General features: G+C 71.5%; 18 protein-coding genes. 11 read left to right on the top strand and 7 right to left on the bottom strand.

Features of this window, described 5'->3' with window-relative positions; translation table 11 throughout:
• Positions 1–59 precede the first annotated feature (59 nt).
• The 10 genes from ACZ6SA_RS21510 (at position 60) to ACZ6SA_RS21465 (ending at position 9,971) form a co-directional block, all read left to right on the top strand.
• Positions 60–1,037 carry a ribose-phosphate diphosphokinase gene (locus ACZ6SA_RS21510; protein ID WP_347646218.1) on the top strand — a complete coding sequence of 326 codons (978 nt, stop codon included), beginning with the start codon at positions 60–62 and terminating at the stop codon, positions 1,035–1,037.
• Positions 1,038–1,175: 138 nt separating this feature from the next.
• Positions 1,176–1,790 carry a 50S ribosomal protein L25/general stress protein Ctc gene (locus tag ACZ6SA_RS21505; protein ID WP_465829810.1) on the top strand — a complete coding sequence of 205 codons (615 nt, stop codon included), beginning with the start codon at positions 1,176–1,178 and terminating at the stop codon, positions 1,788–1,790.
• A 62-nt stretch (positions 1,791–1,852) separates the two neighbouring features.
• Entirely contained in the window at positions 1,853–2,437 is a 585-nt protein-coding gene (gene pth / locus ACZ6SA_RS21500; protein ID WP_465829808.1) for an aminoacyl-tRNA hydrolase, read from the top strand.
• A gap of 110 nt (positions 2,438–2,547) precedes the next feature.
• Complete coding sequence (locus ACZ6SA_RS21495; protein WP_347646456.1) at positions 2,548–3,987, top strand: sugar transferase; 1,440 nt, start codon at positions 2,548–2,550, stop codon at positions 3,985–3,987.
• Complete coding sequence (locus tag ACZ6SA_RS21490; RefSeq protein WP_465829806.1) at positions 3,987–4,898, top strand: 3'(2'),5'-bisphosphate nucleotidase CysQ; 912 nt, start codon at positions 3,987–3,989, stop codon at positions 4,896–4,898. The genes ACZ6SA_RS21495 and ACZ6SA_RS21490 overlap by 1 nt, the downstream gene beginning before the upstream one ends.
• A gap of 18 nt (positions 4,899–4,916) precedes the next feature.
• Entirely contained in the window at positions 4,917–5,831 is a 915-nt protein-coding gene (cysD, locus tag ACZ6SA_RS21485; RefSeq protein ID WP_347646222.1) for a sulfate adenylyltransferase subunit CysD, read from the top strand.
• Entirely contained in the window at positions 5,831–7,093 is a 1,263-nt protein-coding gene (gene cysN / locus ACZ6SA_RS21480) for a sulfate adenylyltransferase subunit CysN (protein ID WP_347624137.1), read from the top strand. Before cysD ends, cysN begins: the two co-directional genes overlap by 1 nt.
• Positions 7,094–7,183: 90 nt before the next feature.
• On the top strand, positions 7,184–8,077 hold the full coding sequence (locus ACZ6SA_RS21475) for a sulfotransferase family protein (protein ID WP_465829803.1): 894 nt from the start codon (positions 7,184–7,186) through the stop codon (positions 8,075–8,077).
• Positions 8,074–9,000, top strand: a complete 927-nt coding sequence (locus ACZ6SA_RS21470; RefSeq protein WP_465829801.1) for a glycosyltransferase family 2 protein — start codon at positions 8,074–8,076, stop codon at positions 8,998–9,000. Before ACZ6SA_RS21475 ends, ACZ6SA_RS21470 begins: the two co-directional genes overlap by 4 nt.
• Positions 9,001–9,134: 134 nt before the next feature.
• The gene (locus tag ACZ6SA_RS21465; RefSeq protein WP_465829799.1) at positions 9,135–9,971 is read left to right on the top strand and encodes a WecB/TagA/CpsF family glycosyltransferase; all 837 of its coding nucleotides are present in this window, start codon (positions 9,135–9,137) and stop codon (positions 9,969–9,971) included.
• A gap of 30 nt (positions 9,972–10,001) precedes the next feature.
• Here the strand turns inward: ACZ6SA_RS21465 and ACZ6SA_RS21460 are convergent, their stop codons facing one another.
• The 6 genes from ACZ6SA_RS21460 to ACZ6SA_RS21435 are packed head-to-tail and all read right to left on the bottom strand — an operon-like array spanning position 10,002 to position 16,575.
• Complete coding sequence (locus ACZ6SA_RS21460) at positions 10,002–10,898, bottom strand: sulfotransferase (RefSeq protein ID WP_465829797.1); 897 nt, start codon at positions 10,896–10,898, stop codon at positions 10,002–10,004.
• Complete coding sequence (locus ACZ6SA_RS21455) at positions 10,895–12,205, bottom strand: lipopolysaccharide biosynthesis protein (protein ID WP_465829795.1); 1,311 nt, start codon at positions 12,203–12,205, stop codon at positions 10,895–10,897. The genes ACZ6SA_RS21460 and ACZ6SA_RS21455 overlap by 4 nt, the downstream gene beginning before the upstream one ends.
• Positions 12,202–13,056, bottom strand: a complete 855-nt coding sequence (locus ACZ6SA_RS21450) for a sulfotransferase domain-containing protein (RefSeq protein ID WP_465829793.1) — start codon at positions 13,054–13,056, stop codon at positions 12,202–12,204. Before ACZ6SA_RS21450 ends, ACZ6SA_RS21455 begins: the two co-directional genes overlap by 4 nt.
• On the bottom strand, positions 13,053–13,949 hold the full coding sequence (locus tag ACZ6SA_RS21445) for a hypothetical protein (protein ID WP_347646228.1): 897 nt from the start codon (positions 13,947–13,949) through the stop codon (positions 13,053–13,055). The genes ACZ6SA_RS21450 and ACZ6SA_RS21445 overlap by 4 nt, the downstream gene beginning before the upstream one ends.
• Entirely contained in the window at positions 13,946–15,259 is a 1,314-nt protein-coding gene (locus ACZ6SA_RS21440; protein ID WP_465829790.1) for a hypothetical protein, read from the bottom strand. The genes ACZ6SA_RS21445 and ACZ6SA_RS21440 overlap by 4 nt, the downstream gene beginning before the upstream one ends.
• Positions 15,256–16,575 (bottom strand): Wzz/FepE/Etk N-terminal domain-containing protein, encoded by a 1,320-nt coding sequence (locus ACZ6SA_RS21435; RefSeq protein ID WP_465829788.1) that lies wholly within the window; start codon positions 16,573–16,575, stop codon positions 15,256–15,258. Before ACZ6SA_RS21435 ends, ACZ6SA_RS21440 begins: the two co-directional genes overlap by 4 nt.
• Before the next feature lie 353 nt (positions 16,576–16,928).
• On the opposite strand from ACZ6SA_RS21435, the gene ACZ6SA_RS21430 reads away from it, so the two are divergent.
• On the top strand, positions 16,929–17,960 hold the full coding sequence (locus tag ACZ6SA_RS21430; RefSeq protein WP_465829786.1) for a glycoside hydrolase family 26 protein: 1,032 nt from the start codon (positions 16,929–16,931) through the stop codon (positions 17,958–17,960).
• Here ACZ6SA_RS21430 and ACZ6SA_RS21425 read toward each other — a convergent pair.
• Positions 17,957–18,835 carry a sulfite exporter TauE/SafE family protein gene (locus ACZ6SA_RS21425; protein WP_465829784.1) on the bottom strand — a complete coding sequence of 293 codons (879 nt, stop codon included), beginning with the start codon at positions 18,833–18,835 and terminating at the stop codon, positions 17,957–17,959. The two genes, ACZ6SA_RS21430 and ACZ6SA_RS21425, sit on opposite strands and share 4 nt — an antisense overlap.
• Between the last annotated feature and the right edge of the window lie 161 nt (positions 18,836–18,996).

The following is an 18,996-nucleotide window of genomic DNA, read 5'->3' as shown; positions in this document are numbered from 1 at the left end:
CTTGCCGAGGTCATCGAGCAGCACGGCACCGTGGTCGTGAGAGTGACGAAGGGGGTCTCATGACCAGCATCAAGCAGCCGGGCGAGAAGAATCTCATGCTCTTCTCCGGCCGGGCCTACCCCGAACTGGCCGAAGAGGTGGCCGAGCACGTCGGCGTCTCCCTCACGCCCACCAAACTCATCGACTTCGCCAACGGCGAGATCTACGCCCGCTACCTCGAGTCCGTACGCGGCTGCGACGCCTTCGTCATCCAGAGCCACACCGGGCCCATCAATCAGTGGATCATGGAACAGCTCATCATGGTCGACGCGCTGAAGCGGGCCTCCGCCAAGCGCATCACCGTGGTCATGCCGTTCTTCGGCTACGCACGCCAGGACAAGAAGGGCCGCGGCCGCGAGCCCATCACGGCCAGGCTGATGGCCGACCTGTTCAAGACCGCCGGCGCCGACCGCCTCATGTCGATCGACCTGCACACCTCGCAGATCCAGGGCTTCTTCGACGGCCCGGTCGACCACCTGTTCGCCATGCCGGTGCTGGAAAACTACCTGAAGAACAAACTCGACCTGGCCAACACCACCATCGTCTCGCCCGACACCGGCCGGGTCCGCCTGTCGGAGCGCTGGGCCGACACGCTCGGCACGCCGCTGGCGTTCATCCACAAGCGGCGCGACCTCGACGTGGCCAACTCGGTCAAGGTCAACGAAGTCGTCGGCACCGTACGCGGCCGCACCTGTGTGCTGATCGACGACATGATCGACACCGCGGGCACGATCTGCAAGGCCGCCGACGCCCTCTACGAGCAGGGCGCCACCAACGTCATCGCCGCCGCCACCCACGCGGTCTTCTCCGAGCCGGCGGTCGACCGGCTGAAGAACTCCCGCATCAGCGAGGTGATCGTCACCAACACCCTGCCGCTGTCGGCGGCCAACAGGTTCGACAAGCTGACCGTCCTGACGATTGCGCCGCTCATCGCGCGCGCCATCACCGAGATCTTCAAGGACGGCTCCGTCACGAGCCTGTTCGAGGGTGACACGTGATCGAGCGGGACGGATGAAGGCTGGTCAGCCGGAGGCCGGCCGGCCGGTAGACTATGAGGGTTGCGCTCGTAACGCCTTCCGCTAGGGCGGGTGAGGGGGAGCGCTCACCGATCCGATGAAGCATCCCTAGGAGATGTCGTGGCTGAAGTACGTATCGCCGCCGAGCAGCGCACCGCGTTCGGCAAGGGCGCCGCCCGCAAGATCCGTCGCGCGGACAAGGTGCCCGCCGTTCTCTACGGGCACGGCACCGACCCCAAGCACCTGACCCTGCCCGGCCACGAGGTGCTGCTCGCGCTCCGCACGGCCAACGTGCTGATCCGCCTCGAGGGTGAGGGCATCGACGAGCTGGCGCTGCCCAAGGGCGTGCAGCGCGACCCGATCAAGGGCTTCGTCGAGCACGTCGACCTGCTCCTGGTCAAGAAGGGCGAGAAGGTCACCGTCGAGATCCCGGTCACCGCCGTCGGCGACGTCCACCCCGACGGCCTGCTCGACCAGCAGCTCGTCTCCATCGCCGTCGAGGCCGAGGCCACCCACATCCCGACCGGTGTCGAGGTCGACGTCGAGGGCCTGGAGGTGGGCAAGGTGATCACCGCCGCCGACCTCCCGCTGCCGCAGGGCACCACGCTGTCCGCCGACGCCGACGTCGTGGTCCTCCACGTCATCAACAAGCCGGTCGAGGCTGCGGAGGAGGGCGCCGAGGCCGAGGGCGAGGTCGCCGAGGCTCCCGAGGGCGCCGAGGCCTCCGCCGAATAACGGTCATCCGGGCAACGGGGCGGCTTCGCACGAGCCGCTCCGTTGCGCTATGAGGGGATCACATGGATCGCTGGCTGATCGCCGGGCTGGGCAATCCAGGGCCCGAATACGCGGGCAACCGGCACAATGCGGGCTTCATGGTGCTCGACGAGCTGGCCGCCAGGGCCGGCGGGCGGTTCAAGGCGCACAAGAGCCGGGCCGAGGTCTGCGAGACCCGCGAGGCCGTCCTCGCCAAGCCCTTGACCTACATGAACCTCTCCGGCGGGCCCGTCAAGGCGCTCTCCGACTTCTACAAGATCGGCGTCGACCGGCTGATCGTCGTCCACGACGAGCTCGACGTCCCCTACGGCGCGCTGCGGGCGAAGCTCGGCGGCGGCGACAACGGCCACAACGGCCTCAAGTCGATCACCAAGGTCCTCGGCACCCGCGACTACCTGCGGGTGCGGTTCGGCATCGGACGCCCGCCCGGCCGCATGGACCCTGCCTCCTACGTGCTCAGAGACTTCGCCACCGCCGATCGTAAAGACCTGCCCTTCCTCGTCGACCGGGCGGCCGACGTGGTGGAGTCGTTGATGGCCCGAGGCCTCGAGGCCACCCAGAACGATTTCCATCGGGCTGATCTGCACATTTCCGGCCCACCTCGCTGATCGCCGCATAGAGCCGTTCGCCGGTTCCTCCAGCTTCCCCGCCGCTACGATCTGTGACTGTCCGTACGGGAATGGTCACCGGGGAGGCGCGTGTGCGCGGTGAAGGGCTCATGGCCGTCGCCGGAAACGGTCATGCCGTCTCCTGGGGGGTCGGGCCGCGCGTGCCCTCCTGGGTGCGCTCCTACCAGGTGCGGGCCGTGCTGGCCGACCTGTGCGGGGCGGGCGCCGCGGCCACGATCGCCTTCACGATCAGGTTCGGCGGGCTCACCCCCTACGTGCTGCCGTACCTCCTGGTCAGCATGGCCCTGCCGGTGGTGTGGTGCTGCGCGGTGGCGCTCAACAGGGCCTACGAGCCGCGCATGCTGGGCGTCGGCTCCGAGGAGTTCCGCAGGATCCTGCAGGCGGGCGTGGCGCTGACCGCGGGCACCGCCATCGGCTCCTACGTGACCAAGACCGACGTCGCCCGCGGCTACGTCGTGCTGGCACTGCCCCTGGTCACCCTCTTCACGCTGGTGCTCCGCTACGGCCTGCGGCGCTCGCTGCACCGGCGCAGGGCGGCGGGCGGGTGCATGCGCCGGGTGGTCGCGGTCGGCCACCCTGTCGCGATCGCCGAACTGGTGCGGCTCTTCCGCAGGGAACGCCATCACGGCATGGACGTCGTGGCGGCCTGCCTGCCCGGCGGACGTGCCGGCGACAACGTGGGCGAGGTGCCGGTCGCCGGCGACCTCAGCGACGTGCCGATCGCGGTCGGCCAGTACACCGCCGACACCGTGGCCGTCCTGGCCTGCCCCGAGATGGACGGCCAGGCGCTGCGCCGGCTGGCCTGGCGGCTGGAGCGCACCCACACCGAGCTCGTGGTGGCCCCCGCGCTGATGGACGTCGCCGGCCCGCGCACCACGATCAGGCCCGTCGCCGGGCTGCCGCTGCTGCACGTGGAGCATCCCGAGCTCACCGGGGCCAGGCAACTGGTCAAGAACGTCTTCGACCGGCTGGTCGCGGCCGCCCTGCTCGTGCTGCTGGCGCCCGTGCTGGTGGTGCTGGCGATCGCCGTCCGCGTGACGAGCCCGGGGCCCGCGCTGTTCCGGCAGACCCGGGTCGGCAAGGGCGGGAAGGTGTTCACCATCGTGAAGTTCCGCACCATGCGGCGCGGCGCGGAACGGCAGAAGATCACACTGGTCAGCGACCGCGACGGGCTGCTGTTCAAGATGCGCAACGATCCGCGGGTCACGCCGCTCGGGGCGCTGATGCGCCGCCACTCGCTCGACGAGCTGCCCCAGCTCATCAACGTCGTACGCGGTCACATGTCGCTCGTCGGCCCCCGCCCGCCGCTGCCCGAGGAGGTGGCGCGCTACGGTGACGACGTGCGCAGAAGACTCCTCGTACGCCCTGGGCTGACCGGGCTGTGGCAGGTCAACGGTAGATCTGACCTATCGTGGGAGGAATCCGTCCGTCTAGACCTGCGTTACGTCGAGAACTGGTCCCTCACTCTGGACCTCCAGATCCTGTGGAAGACTTGGTCGGCCGTCGCCCGCGGGCAAGGAGCTTATTGATGACGATTCGCGACGATCACGCCCTCGCCGCTGACCTGGCCACCGAGGCCGGCGAACGGCTGCTGGGGGTCCGCGAGCGCACCGGGTTCGACGACCCCGCCGCGCTGCGGGCCGAGGGCGATCGCGCCGCCCACGTCCTGCTCATGGAGTCGCTGGCCAGGCTGCGGCCGAGCGACTGCGTGCTGTCGGAGGAGGCCACTCGCGAGGAGCGCCTCGACCCGCGCCGCCTCACCGCCGACCGGGTGTGGATCGTCGATCCTCTGGACGGCACCCGCGAGTTCTCGGAGCGGCGAGCAGGCCCCGGAGGCGGCAGCTTGCGTGACCACGAAGGGGCCGTGGGGAGCGCGACCATGGGCACTGAGCGGCGAGCAGGCCCCGGAGGCGGCAGCTCGCGTGACCACGAAGGGGCCGTGGGGAGCGCGACCATGGGTGCGGAGGGCCGGTCGGACTGGGCTGTGCACGTGGCGTTGTGGGAGCGCGGCAGGCTGACCGCGGGCGCCGTGGCGCTGCCCGCCCAGGGCCGTACGCTGACGACCGCCGACCCGCCCAAGCCTCCCGCACACGAGAAGGGGCGTTTCCGCATCGCGGTGAGCCGCACCCGGCCGCCCGAGTTCGTCCAGAAGCTGGCCTACCTGGTCGGCGCCGATCTCGTGCCGATCGGATCGGCGGGGGCGAAGATCTCGGCGGTGCTCACCGGCGAGGTCGAGGCGTACGTACACGCCGGGGGCCAGTACGAGTGGGATTCCGCCGCGCCGGTCGCCGTCGCCCTGGCCGCAGGGGTTCACGCGAGCCGCATCGACGGCTCCGAGCTGATCTACAACCAAGCCGACCCGTCCCTACCCGATATCCTGGTTTCCCTACCCGATCTGGCGGCATCCCTGCTGGCCGGGATCCGGGACCTGCACCGCTGACCTCCGGAGGAAGCTTCCATGCTCCAGCGCGACTACACGACGTCGCAGCTCGACGTGCTCGAGGCAGAGGCCATTCACATCATGCGTGAGGTGGCCGCCGAGTTCGAGCGCCCCTGTCTGCTCTTCTCCGGAGGCAAGGACTCGATCGTCATGCTCCGCATCGCGGAGAAGGCGTTCTGGCCCGCGCCCATCCCGTTCCCGCTCATGCACGTCGACACCGGCCACAACTTCGACGAGGTCATCGAGTTCCGTGACCGCCGCACCGCCGAGCTCGGCGCGCGCCTGATCGTGGCCAGCGTGCAGGAGTCGATCGACCAGGGCAGGGTCGTCGAGCAGACGGGCCGGCGCGCCTCGCGCAACCGCCTGCAGACCACCACGCTGCTCGACGCGATCGAGGCGCACGAGTTCGACGCCGTGTTCGGCGGAGCCAGGCGCGACGAGGAGAAGGCCAGGGCCAAGGAGCGGGTGTTCTCCTTCCGCGACGACTTCGGCCAGTGGGATCCGAAGAACCAGCGCCCCGAGCTGTGGAACCTCTACAACGCCCGCATCCGCAAGGGCGAGCACATCCGTGTCTTCCCGCTGTCCAACTGGACCGAGCTCGACGTCTGGGACTACATCAGGCGCGAGGGCATCGAGATTCCCTCCATCTACTTCGCCCACACCCGCAAGGTGTTCGAGCGCGACGGCATGCTGCTGCCCGACGCCGACGTCGTCCAGCGCGGCGACGACGAGCCGCTGTACGAAGCGGTGGTGCGCTACCGCACCGTGGGCGACATGACCTGCACGGGCGCCGTGCAGTCCCCGGCCACCACGGTCGAGGAGATCATCGAGGAGATCGCGGCCACCCGGATCACCGAGCGCGGCGCCACCAGGGCCGACGACCGGGCGTCCGAGGCCGCCATGGAGGACAGGAAGAGAGAGGGCTACTTCTGATGGACATTCTTCGCTTTGCCACTGCGGGGAGCGTCGACGACGGCAAGTCCACCCTCATCGGACGGTTGCTCTACGACTCCAAGGCGATCTTCGAGGACCAGCTCGAGGCCGTCGAGCGCACCTCGCGTGACCGCGGCACCGAATACACCGACCTGTCGCTGCTGACCGACGGGCTGCGGGCCGAGCGCGAGCAGGGCATCACGATCGACGTGGCCTATCGCTATTTCGCGACACCGCGCCGCAAGTTCATCATCGCCGACACGCCCGGCCACATCCAGTACACCCGCAACATGGTCACCGGCGCCTCCACAGCAGACCTGGCGATCATCCTCATCGACGCCCGCAAGGGGGTGCTGGAGCAGTCGCGGCGCCACGCGTTCCTGGCCTCGCTGCTGCGCGTGCCGCACCTGGTGCTCGCCGTCAACAAGATGGACCTGGTCGACTACTCGCAGGAGCGGTTCGAGGAGATCAGGGAGGAATTCACCTCGTTCGCGTCCAAGCTGAACGTCGGCGACCTCACCTTCATCCCGATCTCCGCGCTCAACGGCGACAACGTGGTCTCCCGCTCGGAGAACATGCCCTGGTATCTCGGCACGTCGCTGCTGCACCACCTGGAGAACGTGCACATCGCCTCCGACCGCAACCTGACCGACGTGCGCTTCCCCGTCCAGTACGTGATCCGCCCGCAGCGGGCCACCGACCACGCCTTCCACGACTACCGCGGCTACGCCGGCCAGGTGGCGGGCGGGGTGCTCAAGCCGGGCGACGAGGTGATGCACCTGCCCTCGGGGCTCACCACGCGGATCGCGTCGATCGACACGTTCGACGGTCCGGTGGAGGAGGCGTTCTCGCCCATGTCGGTGACGCTGCGCTTCGAGGACGACCTCGACATCTCGCGCGGCGACATGATCGCCAGGCCCAACAACCAGCCGCACGTCGCGCAGGAGCTGGAGGCGATGATCTGCTGGATGGCCGACGGCATCAAGCTGACGCCCCGCACCAAGCTGACGATCAAGCACACCACCCGTACGGCGCGCGCCCTGGTGCGCGACCTGCACTACCGGCTCGACGTCAACACGCTGCACCGGGACGAAGAGGCCACGTCGCTCGGACTCAACGAGATCGGGCGGGTGTCGCTGCGGGTCACCCAGCCGCTGTTCGTGGACGACTACTCCCGCAACCGGATGACCGGCGGCTTCATCCTCGTAGACGAGGCCACGAACGGCACGGTCGCCGCCGGCATGGTCATGGACGCGCACTGAGGTAGATCTTTTGGCGAATCCGTGACCATCTGATTACGCTCCGCGCTAGGGTCTTCGCGTTCCGTGTTGGCGACGCGAAGGCCCTTTTCCGTGACCGACCACCCACCCACCCGGGTCATCTACCTGGGAGGCCTCGGCCGCAGCGGCACCACGCTGCTGGAAAGGCTGCTGGGCGAGCTGCCCGGCGTGGTGGCGCTGGGAGAGGTGGTGCACCTCTGGGAGAGGGGCGTCCTCGCGCAGGAGCTCTGCGGGTGCGGTGCGGCCTTCCCGGCCTGCGCCTTCTGGCGTGCGGTCGGTGAGCGGGCGTTCGGTGGCTGGACCACGTCAGTGGCCGGAAGGGTCCTGACGTTGCGGCGCCGGGTCGACCGCACCCGCAGGATCCCCCGCATCGCGCATCCCGACCTGGCCGAATACGCGCGGGCGTACCAGACGCTCTACTCCGCCGCGGGCGCGCCTGTCGTGATCGACTCCAGCAAGCACGCGTCCCTGGCCTGCTGCCTGGTCGCCGCGGGCGTGGACGTGTCGATCGTCCACGTGGTCCGAGACCCGCGCGCCGTCGCCCACTCCTGGGGCAGGACCGTCGAGCGCCCCGAGGACGGGCGTCCCATGACCCGCTGGGGCCCCGCCAGAGCGGCCGTCCACTGGACGGCCCAGAACGCCGCGCTCGAGCTGCTCGCCGGGCGCGGGGCGCGGGTGATCCGCGTCCGCTACGAAGACCTCGTGGCCGCGCCCGTGGCCACGCTCACCCGCCTGGCCCACGGCCTCGGCCTGGCCGCGGCGGACCTGCCGTTCATCGACGGCTCGACCGCCTGGCTCGGCCCCTCCCACACGGCCTCCGGCAACCCGATGCGCTTCCGCGTGGGGCGGGTGGAGCTCCGGCGGGACGACGCCTGGGTGTCAGGGCTGGCGGGCCGCGACCGGCGCGCAGTCGACCTGCTCACCTGGCCGCTCAGGGCCCGGTACGGCTATCGGAGCGCGGCATGACCCCATCCGTCGGCGTGGTGATCCCGACCCGCGGCAACCGCCCCGCCCAGCTGCGCGAGGCCGTGGCAGCGGTCCTCGCCCAGGACCATCCCGGCGGGCTCCGCGTGGTCGTGGTGGCCGACACCCCTGACGCCGAGCCGGCCGCCGCGGCCCGCGACGTCGCCGAGCAGGTGGCCGACGTGGCCTCTCCTGACCGGCCCGCACGGCTGCGGGTCATGCCCAACCTGCTCACCCCCGGGCTCCCAGGGGCACGGAACACCGGGATCGCGGCGTGCGACACCGACCTCGTCGCGTTCTGCGACGACGACGACGTGTGGCTGCCCGGCAAGCTCGCCGCGCAGGTGCGGGCGCTGCGCGACGGCGGCGAGTTCGCCAGCTGCGGCATCGAGGTCGAATACGCCGGCCGTCGCGTGATCCGCCTCGCCGGCGCCTCGACGGTGACGGCCGGCGACCTGGTCCGTTCGCGGATGGTGATGGTGCACTCGTCGACGTTCCTGTTCGAGCGCGGCTCGTTGTGGGTGGACGAGAGCGCCCCCGCCGGGCAGAACGAAGACTGGGACCTCGCCCTGCGCGCCGCCAGGCGCCGGCCGATCGTGCAGGTCGACCGTCCGCTGGTCCGGGTGCGATGGGGCGGATCCCACTACGCCACGCGCTGGGCCGACCGCATCGCCGGGCTCGACTGGATGCTCGCCCGCCACCCCGAGCTCGCCGGGGATCCCCGGGGCGCGGCGCGGATCTACGGCCAGCTCGCCTTCAGCCACGCCGCGCTCGGGCACCGCCGCGAGGCCGCCCGCTGGGCGCTGCGCACGTTCGCGGCCCGGCTGGGCGAGCCGCGCGCGGCGATCGCGCTCGCCGTGGCGGCCGGTCTCGTCTCCGCGCCCACCGTCCTCACAACGCTCCACCACAGGGGGCACGGCATTTGACTCCGCCCACCACCCCGCTACACGCCACAGCCTCGGGCGCCATGTCCCAAGAGCGTCCCGCCGGGCCCTTAGCCTCCTCCGGGCGGGTGGTTCCCGTTCGCGCGGCACCGCTCTGTGCGGGGCCGGTGCCGTCCGTGGCGCCCGGAGCGGAGGTCCTCGGCCTGGGAGCGCGGCGGGCGGCGCGGGTACGGGTGGGCGGGGTCGAGGTGGACGCGCTCACCGAGGACGACGTGGTCGCATGGGTGGCAGGCGAGCTGGAGTCGGGAAGGGGCGGCCGGATCGTCACCCCGAACGTCGACATCTGCAGAGCCGCCGTCGCCGATCCCGCCCTGAACGACCTGGTGTGCTCGGCGGAGCTCGTCGTGGCCGACGGCATGCCGCTGGTGTGGGCGGCCAGGCTGCAGGGCACCCCGCTGCCCCAGCGCGTCACGGGAGCCGATCTCATCTGGTCGCTCAGCCGCTCCGCCGCCCGTCACGGCTGGCCCGTCTACCTGCTCGGCGGCCCGCCCGGCGTCGCACGCAAGGCCGCGGCCGAGCTCACGAGCCGCTTTCCGCGACTGCGGGTATGCGGCGCCCACGGTCCGCCGTACGGCTTCGACGCGACCACCGAGGGCAGGCAGAGCGTCCTGCGGAGGGTGGTCGCCGCACGGCCACGGCTCGTGTTCGCCGGGCTGGGATTCCCGAGACAGGACCGGCTCATCGCCGACCTGCGGCACGAGCTGCCGGGGACGTGGTTCCTGGGGTGTGGCGCGGCGATCGGATTCGCCGCGGGGACGGTCGCCAGGGCTCCGGAGTGGATGCGGCGGGCCGGGCTGGAATGGGCGTTCCGGCTGGCCGTCGAGCCCGGCCGGCTGGCGCGCCGCTACCTGGTCGACGACCTGCCGTTCGCGGCCCGGCTGCTGGGCGGCTCGCTCATCGCACGGGTCAGGTCCGGCGCCCGGTCACGTCCGGCGATCCGGCAGAGCGGCTGACTCCGACGGGATGAGCGCCGGTTGGCCGGGTCAGGCGGCGGTGAGGGCTCGTACGCGTGCGGCGTCCTCGGGGGTGAGGCCGCGGGCCGCATCGCGCAGGGCCTGGCGGGAGTCCATGGGCCGGTACGCCGTGCGTGACAGGCCCGACCAGGCGAACCCCCTCCCAGGCGCTGAAGGGCCGGTGCAGGCTCGCAGGATGCGGCGTTCGGCGGCGGGCGTCCAGGACAGGCCGGCGTGGTCGTACAGGTCGCGGAAGCGGGGGAGCGGGTCGGCGGCCAGGGATTCGTACGACGTGATGAGGATGCCCGGCGTGCGGGCCAGGATCGAGCGGGTCGCCCGCCACAGCGCGGCGGCCTTGGCGATGCGGTCCTGCGAGCCGACCAGGGCGCGCAACTCCAGCAGGCCGGGGTGGTCACGTACGAGCAGCGGCTGCTCCAGCAACTCGTGGAAGTGGACGGTCCACCCCAGCCGCTGCCAGCTCGCCACGAACGACACCGGATCGCGCACCAGCGCGATCACCCGGCACCCCAGGCGGCGGGCGAACCAGCCGGCGCTCAGCACGGCGAACGGGTCGTCGAGCAGCGCCCGCCGGCCCGCCAGCCGGCCGAGCGTGAACGCGGTGCCGTAACGGACGAGGCGGGCCAGGTCGTACGGCGAGTGGTTGGCCCGCACCTCGGACAGCCAGCGGTAGCGCAGGGCGACCGTGTCGCGGAAGGCGGGCAGCCAGGTGGCGGCGTTGTCGTCGCAGATGTACTGGAACCGGTGGGTCACCTCGGCCCTGAGCACTCCCGGGCAGCGTCCTGGCGGGTGTTGCGGATTGAGCGGCTCGTTGACGTAGACGAGGTCGCCGCCGGCGGCGAGCATCTTGCCGGTCCAGCTCGTGCCGCTTCTCGGCAGGCCGGTCACCAGCACGGGTGCCCGGGTCACGCGGCGGCCCGCGTGCGCAGGCGCAGCGCCGCCAGGGTGTGGCGCCCGAACGGGTGTAGGCCGTAGCGGCGGTGGAGCTGCCACAAGGGGAGCAGGTTCTTCACCAGGACGCCGCCCGACCAGCCGACGACCGCTCCGAGAGCCCCGTACGAGGGGATCAGGGCCAGGTCGAGGGCCACGGTGCAGGCGATCGCGGCCAGCAGGTTGAGCAGGCTCGCGCCGGTGTGCCCGGCGGCGGTCAGCACCACGTCGACCATCCCGCAGGCCGTGGCCACCATCATAGTCCCCGCCAGGACGAGCGCCACCGGCGCCGCCTGGCTGTAGGAGGGGCCGAACAGGTGCAGCAGCCAGGGCGCCAGCGCCGCGTACCCCAGCCAGACCGGCCAGGTCATCAGCACCAGCCAGACCGTGGCGGTCTGGTAGAGCTCCCCTGCGCGCGCCCGCTCGCCCTCGGCGAGCGCCCTCACCAGCCGAGCCTGTACGGCCTGCGCCAGTCCCTGGTTGGCGAGCTGCCCGACCACCTTGAACCGGGTGGCGGCCGTGTAGACGGCGGCCTGCGCGGGCCCGCCGAGCGCGGCGACGATCAGGATGTCCACCCGCTGGAACACCGCCTGGATCGCCCCCGCGACCGAGCGGGGCGCGGTGTGGCGCCACAGGTCCCTGCCCGTGCCCGAGAGGTACGGCGTGTGCGGCGCCCGTCCCCGCAACGTGGTGGCGGCCAGGACCGGCAGCAGCGCGTACGGCGCCGCCCACGCGACGGGCAGCCACCACACCGCCCCGGTCAGCGACACGGCGGTCACCAGGGCGAGCTGGCAGCCCGGCACCAGCACGCCGTCCAGCACCACGGTGGGCCGCATGGCACCGAACCCCCTGGTTGCGGCCAGCAGGACGTCGCCCGCCACGATGAGCGGGATCGCCGCGGCGAGCAACCCGAGATGCGGATACAGCAGCGCGCCCGCGGCGCAGGCCGCCACCACGCTGGGGAGGAGCGCTGCCCGGATATATCCCGAAATACCGCGATACTCGAAGGTTCGAGCGCGGGCGATGAAGTAGATCAGCCCGTTCCCGGCGTCCAGCTTGGCGATCCCGGCCGCCATCAGGGCCAGCGCGGTCACCGTGAAGAACGCCCCCGCCTCCGCCGCCGTGAACGCCCTCGTCACCACCACGACCAGGGCGAACTGCGCGAGCGCGCTGAAGACGGCCCCCGCGACCCCGGCGACCCCCCGCCGCCTCACCGAGCCGACCACCGGGCCGACCACCGGGCCGACCACCGGGCCGACCACCGGGCCGGTCACTGGGCCGGTCACTGGCGCCACGACGGCTCACCGCCCAGCCACCGGGCCAGCCGGGCGTCGTGCGGGGCGAAGTGCTCCCGCAGCGCCCGCGCCAGATCGGGCGGCACCCGGCGCGGCAACGCCCGGCCGTTGTGCCGCTCGAACTCCGGACAGCCCAGCCGGGGCACCTCCAGGAAGTCCAGTACCCGGTCATAGACGGCCCTCGGCCGGGCGAAGAACAGGTGGCTGTCGAGCACCAGGATGCGCTCGCGCCCGAACAACGGCTCCAGCCGGTCGAGCTGGTCGGCGTAGCGGCCCCGGGCGAGGTAGGCCTGGTGGCGATGGGCGTGGTGGAGCGCGAAGGGTTCGTTCCGCAGCAGCTCCTCCGCTCCGGCCAGGCGCCGTTCCTCCAGCTCGACCGCGCGCTCGAAGTGCGACTCCGTCTCGAACCCCCTGGCCAGCTCGTGGGCGTGCGCGGAGCAGGCCCGCTCCACCGGGTCGCGCACCAGCACGATGAGCTTCACGCCGGGCAGGTCGGCCGCGATGCGCTCCCCTGCCAGCGGATGGAACAGGTAGTAGGGCGACGACTCGAACGCCAGCGCCCGCGCGCCGTACCGGCGGCCGAGCAGCGCCGCGCCGGCCCGCAGCGGGAAATGCCCCTGATACCAGGACATTCCCCGCTCATAGTCGACGTCGAAGTAGTGCACGCCCTTGTGCAACACCGGCTTGAGCAGCAGCGGGTGTTGTTCCAGGGCGCGGTACAGCGAGGTGGTGCCGCACCGCTGTGCCCCCGCGATCAGGAACGACGGCAACATCCGGGCGCCCGACGTGAACCTGCCCGTGTTCCTGGACATCGACAACACCGGCGCCTTGAAGGCCTTCACGTGAGCAGCTCCTCGTGGTCGACGACCGGGCAGAGCCAGGTCTCGGGAGGCCCGAGCGGGGCGTGGCCGTCGGCCGCGTGCCTGTCGGCCAGCGCGATCAGGTAACGCAGGGCGGTCTGCCTCGCCACCGACGCCGACACCCCCAGGGGCGCGAGCACGCGTACGGACTGTGCCAGGCAGGCCCGCGCCGCGACCGGCGGGCTCATCCTGCGCAGGGCCCGCTGGAAGAAGTGGTGCACGGCGTCCAGCCCGTAGGGCACACCGACTTCGTAGCGCTCCCAGTCCCACACGAGCAGCCGCCCGTCGGGGGAGGGGCACATGTTCCAGGGCGCGAGGTCACCGTGCCAGGCCGGCGACGACCCTCCGGTGGCCGCGATCTCCTTGACCGCGGCGAGCCGCAGCGGCTCGCTCACCCGGCCGTGCCGGACCGGCAGCGGGGCGAGCGCCAGCACCGTGAGCCCCTTCCAGCCGCCGTGGTGCAGCACCCTGGGCGCGACCACCGTGTCCAGCGACATCCCGGCCAGCCGGTGCAGGGCGGCCGCCTCGGCGGCGACCAGTTCGCGGGCGCGCGGGCTGTCGCCGATCTTCACGAACGCCAGCCGCCGCGCTCCCGAGCGCACTTCCAGAACGGGCTTGCGGTTGGCCCGCCGCGCGGGACGTACGTGCAGGACCGTCTCGACCGGCCGGGCGAAGACCTCGCTCAGGTGCGCCGCGATGGAGCCCTCGACCGGCACCACGACCCGCGACCCCACATGCCACCAGCGGCGCGGCGCGAGCCGGCGCGGCAGGGCCGTGTGCGGCAGCACGGTGTAGGGGCGGGGCGAGCCCGGCCCGGGATACAGCAGCCGCACGGTCTCCGCGAGATAGCCGAGGCGGACGGCGGCGTCGGTCATCGGAAACCTCCATGGATACTCCGGCCCTCATGCCGGGGAGCGGGTGACGCGTTCCTCCACAGGATGGCGAACGAGATGAGGTACAGGCTGAGCGGCGTGAACAGGCCGTCGTAGACGAACATGTAGAGCAGCACGAGCCCCATGACGAGCACCCCGGCCAGCCCGGCGGGGCTGCGGTCACGCCAGTGCCGCCGGATGGCGCCCGCGAAGAACGCCACGTAGAGCGCCGCCCCGGTGAACCCCTGCGTCATGATCAGCAGCCAGAGCTGCCCGTCGCTGCCCAGCGGCGGGTGCCCGCAGCCCGTGCACCACTGGGTCTTGCCCGTGGTGATCGTGCGGTGGTTGCCGGTCGCGTTGCGCGTGTTGCCGTAGCCGATGACCGGCGAGTGGGTGGCGGCGGCGAGGGTCGCGCTCACGGTGAAGGCCCTGATGTCGTTGGAGTGCGGCTTGTCCAGCCGCTGCGCGAACAGCGGGGCGAGCGGGCTGAGCGCGAACGCCAGCGCCGCCACGGCCACGCCCCCGCAGAGCGCGACGCGCGTGCGCCCGCCCACCCGGACGATCAGGTAGAGCACGGCCAGGCCGAGACCGATCCACAGGCCGCGGTTGAGGGAGTACACGATGGGGACGGCGGCCAGAGCGATCAGCACCACGGCGAGAGCCCTGCGCCGCCGCCCGCCGTACACCCACCAGCCGACCACGAACCAGACGAGCAGCACCGACACGTTGCTGCCCCACGCATTGGCCCATTCGAAGGGCGCCTCGGGCCTGGGCATGGCGTAGCCGAGCACCTTCTGCGTCTGGCCGGCGGTGGGGTGGATGAGGTTCTGGACGAACGGGTTCTCGCCGATCCAGCCGGGCAGCAGCAGCTCCACCGGCGAGGTGAAGTGGAACGACGGGAACAGCACGCCGAGCAGCCCGCCCGCGACCGTGGTGACGAAGAGCGCGCCCATCATCCGCACCAGGCGCAGTTGCGGCAGCTCGCGCTCGGTCAGGTTGCCGAGGTAGAGCACCACGATGAGGATCGCCGTGTAGAGCGCCAGCCGCATGCCGTAGCCGATGATCCTGCCGGGCCCGAGCTCGCCGTAGGTGCCGGGCGGCATCTCCGCCAGCATCAGACCGCTCACCAGATAGCCGGCCAGCAGCAGCAGCCACAGCCCGAACCCGCGCGGCACCCTGATCGGCCTGCGCCGCCAGAGGATCACCACCATGGGCGCCGCCAGGACGATCACCGCCAGGCCGCCGAACCCGAGCGCCCACCAGATCGGATAGCCGACCAGCAGCGCGGCGATGGGCCACGCGGGGCCTTTCACGCTGGCTTGCCCCTCCGCCTGGTCCGGTGCAGCGCCTGCATGCGCGTGCCCTCAGCCGGCACGCTCACTTGGAGTTCGCCGGTGGCGACGAGCTTGCCGAGCGAGGTGTGCGGGCGCGCCTCGATGTAGGGGACGAACGACGGCACCGCGTCGGTGGCGGCGACCGCGCCGATGACGGGAACGTCGTGCCGGGCGAGGCGGCGTACGGTGGCCGCGACCTCGGTGGAGGTGACCCGGCGGAGCCCGACGAGCAGGAGGGCCGCGTCCGCCCTGGACAGGTCGCGCACGTCGGAGCCGTCGAGCACCGTCAGCGGCGCGCCGACCGCGAGCGGCTCGGCGGGCGAGGAGACGTAGAGGTGCGCGGGCAGCGCCTTGACCAGGAGCCGGTTGCCGGGGCACGCGGCGACCACGGCGCCGGCCAGGTCGTGGGGCAGCTCGTGCTCGCCCGGTCTCGACAGGTCGGCGAGAACGGGCAGGCCGGTCAGGCGCTCGATGTCGGCGGCCGTGCGCAGCCGCGTGTCGAGCCGGTCGCGGGCGTGGGCGGCGGCCGTGCCGGCGAGCAGCCCGGCCATGAGCCCGGTGCCGAGGTGGAGCGGCAGGACGGGGCCGCTGGGCTCGGTGGGCGGCTCGGCCTTGCTGATGATCGCGCCGGGGGTCACCGCGACGGTCCGCAGCTCGTCGTATTTCAGCGCGAGGTTGGCGGCCTGCCGGTTGAGGACGTTCTGGCGCTGGGCGGCGATCGCGTGCTCGGCGCTGCCGCGGGGCAGCGTGTGCAGCCGCTTGATCGTCAGCTCGACGGCGGAGTTGACGTGCTTGAGCTTGGCGAGGACGGTGCGCTGCTGCTCGGCCATCGCGGTCAGCGCGTTGTGGCGGCGGTGGGCGAGGTAGGCCTCGGCGTAGGCGTGGGACTGGGCCGCCGCGGCGGCGGGCTCGGAGGCGGTCACCGCGATCCACAACACCGCGGAGTTGGGCGGCACCGAGATCTCGACCTCCTCGAGCTCGGCGCCCCGCAGCGCCATGGCGGCCCGCGTGGCGACCACGGTGGACCGGGCGATCTGGGCCTCGGTGTCGAGGTTGAGCGTCTCGCGCTGGCGGTTGGTCACCTGGTTGCCCGGCTCCTGGGTGCCGACGGGCATGACGAGCACCTGCGTGGTCGCGGTGTAGGAGGCCGGCGTCAACCACAGCAGCGCGAGCCCCGCGGCGCCGCCGGCCACGACGCAGCCGACGAGCACGGCCCAGCGCCGGCGCAGCGGCGCGAGATGCTCACCCAGCTGGGCGCCGGTGCGGGGGACCTGAGGGTCCGGCGGCAGGCTCATGAGGGGTCTCCTGGATCATGTGCGCGTCGTCATCGATCAGCGACTCTGCGTCACCGGCCGGGTGTGCGCCCACTATAGGGCCGCCCGCCTTTACCTCGGCTGAATACACAAGATTTTCTCCGGTACGGCCACAAAGAAGCCCCTTCATATATCGAAATACACGGATAAGTCGGGCGAATTGTGGCCGCGGTGACGTGGGGAGACTTCCACACTGGCTGAAGTTCGCGGAATGTCATGGCAAGGTTCAGGTTTGACAGGCAGGGTCGTTCGACAAGGGGGGTTGGAAGGCTTTGCGGCAACGGGGCATTTCTCATAGCGCGACGAACACGGCATTCACCGGCATGATCCTGGCCGTGGCCACGACGATGGCCGCCTGCTCCACCGTGGCCGACTCCGACGCCGGGGCGCCGGTCGCGGTCGAGGAGCCGGCGCGTGACGTCGCGGGCCCGCCCGCGTGCACGGCGACCAGCAAGCTCATCCCGTCGTGCGGCGCCTGGTGGGGCATCGCGCCCGAGATCTTCACCGGCGCCCCGGTGGAGGAGGCGCTGCGCGGCGCGGAGTCGCGCATGGACGCCGGCGCAGACGTGCTGCACGTCTACCACCGGGGCAGCGAGTTGTTCCCGAGCGACGCCGAGATCCGGTTGGCCCGCGACCCGGCCAGGCCGAGGCTGCTGCTGATCAACTGGAAGCCGTCGTTCGACCACACCTGGGCCGAGATCGCAGACGGGGCGCTCGACGCCAGGATCGACCGGCTGGCCGGCCACCTCCGGCGCACCTTCCCCGAGCGGTTCTTCCTCACCGTGCACCACGAGCCGGAGAACGACGTGGACGCCTCGTCGGGCTCGGGCATGCAGGCCACCGACTACGCGGCGATGTTCCGGCACATCGTGCTGCGGCTGCGGGAGCGGGGCGTGAAGAACGCCGTCATGGTGATGACGTACATGGGGGCGCCCAACTGGGCGGCCAAGCCCTGGTTCGAGGACCTCTATCCGGGTGACGACGTGGTCGACTGGGTGGCCATGGACCCCTATGCCGACCATCGGGTCGACGACTTCGAGGGCCTGGTCAACAAGACCCGCAAGGAATATCCCGACTGGCCGGGCTTCTACCGCTGGATGCAGGCCCGCTTCCCCGGCAAGCCGGTCATGGTGGCCGAGTGGGGGGCGTTCTCGCGGCCGCTCGACCGGTCGTTCAAGCGCGCCTTCTTCGAGTCCGTACGCCGCCAGATCAAGCGTTATCCCCAGATCAAGGCGCTGATCTACTTCGACTCCCCGCAGGCGCCGCGCGGTGACACCAGCTTCGACTCCGACGAGGCGGCCGACCGCGCGTTCACCGCGCTCGCCCGTGACCCCTACTTCCGTGCCACCCCGGTGCCGCGGCCCTAGCGCGTGCCGACCTTCTCGCCCCGCGGCTGGGGAGTCTCGGTTCTGGCGCGCAGGCGCCAGCCCACGACGGTTACCGCGGTGGCGGCGGCGAGGGCGCAGAGGGTGACGAGGTCGTCCACGTCGAGCAGCTTGAGCGCGGATGCGAGCAGGACGATCGCCAGCATCGCCCGGATGAGGCCGCCGGGTGCGCGCGAGGAGATCCTGGCGCCGAGATAGACGCCCGGGATCGAGCCGATGAGCAGCGACAGCGTGAGGTCCGCCTGGAAGTCGCCGAACAGCAGGTGGCCGAGCGCCGCGGAGACGACCAGCGGCACGGCCTGGACGAGGTCCGTGCCGACGAGCTGGTTGGCCTTGAGCGCCGGATAGAGCACGAGCAGGGCCACGATGATCAGCGATCCCGAGCCGACGGACGAGACGCCGACGACCAGCCCGCCTATCATACCGACCAGTAGGGTCGGAAATGGGCGCACGACGATCTCATGTGCGCTCGACGATCCACCCCGCCCGCCGAGCCACGACTTGACCGCCATGCCCGCCACGGCCAGCAACAGCGCCATGCCGAGCGCGTACTTGACCGCGTCGGTGACCGCGAACGCGCGGGCCAGGAACACCCCGCAGAACGCGGCAGGCACCGAGCCCGCGCACAACCAGGCCACCAGGCGCAGGTTGACCGTGCCGGTGCGCAGATGCACCACGCCGCCGACCGGCTTCATCACGGCCGAGGCGACCAGGTCGCTGGAGACGGCGGCCAGGGGAGGAACGTTGAAGAACAACATCATCATGGGCGTCATGAGGGCCCCGCCGCCCATGCCGGTCAGGCCCACCACGATCGCGACGAGGAACGACCCGCCGATCAGCGCCAGATCTGTGCTCATCGGTCGCTCACCAGCTCCTCGTTCGCTGCGCGGAGTGCCTCGTTCCTCGGCCCTCCACTCCGCTCACTGCGTCGGGTTCGCTCCCTGCTCATCGGTCGCTCACCAGCTCCTCGTTCGCTCCGCGGAGTGCCTCGTTCCTCGGCCCTCCACTCCGCTCACTG

The organism is Nonomuraea sp. NPDC049378 (genome assembly GCF_055586745.1).
The sequence above is the reverse complement of the archived record's forward strand: the minus strand, read 5'-3'. Positions and strand labels throughout refer to the sequence as shown.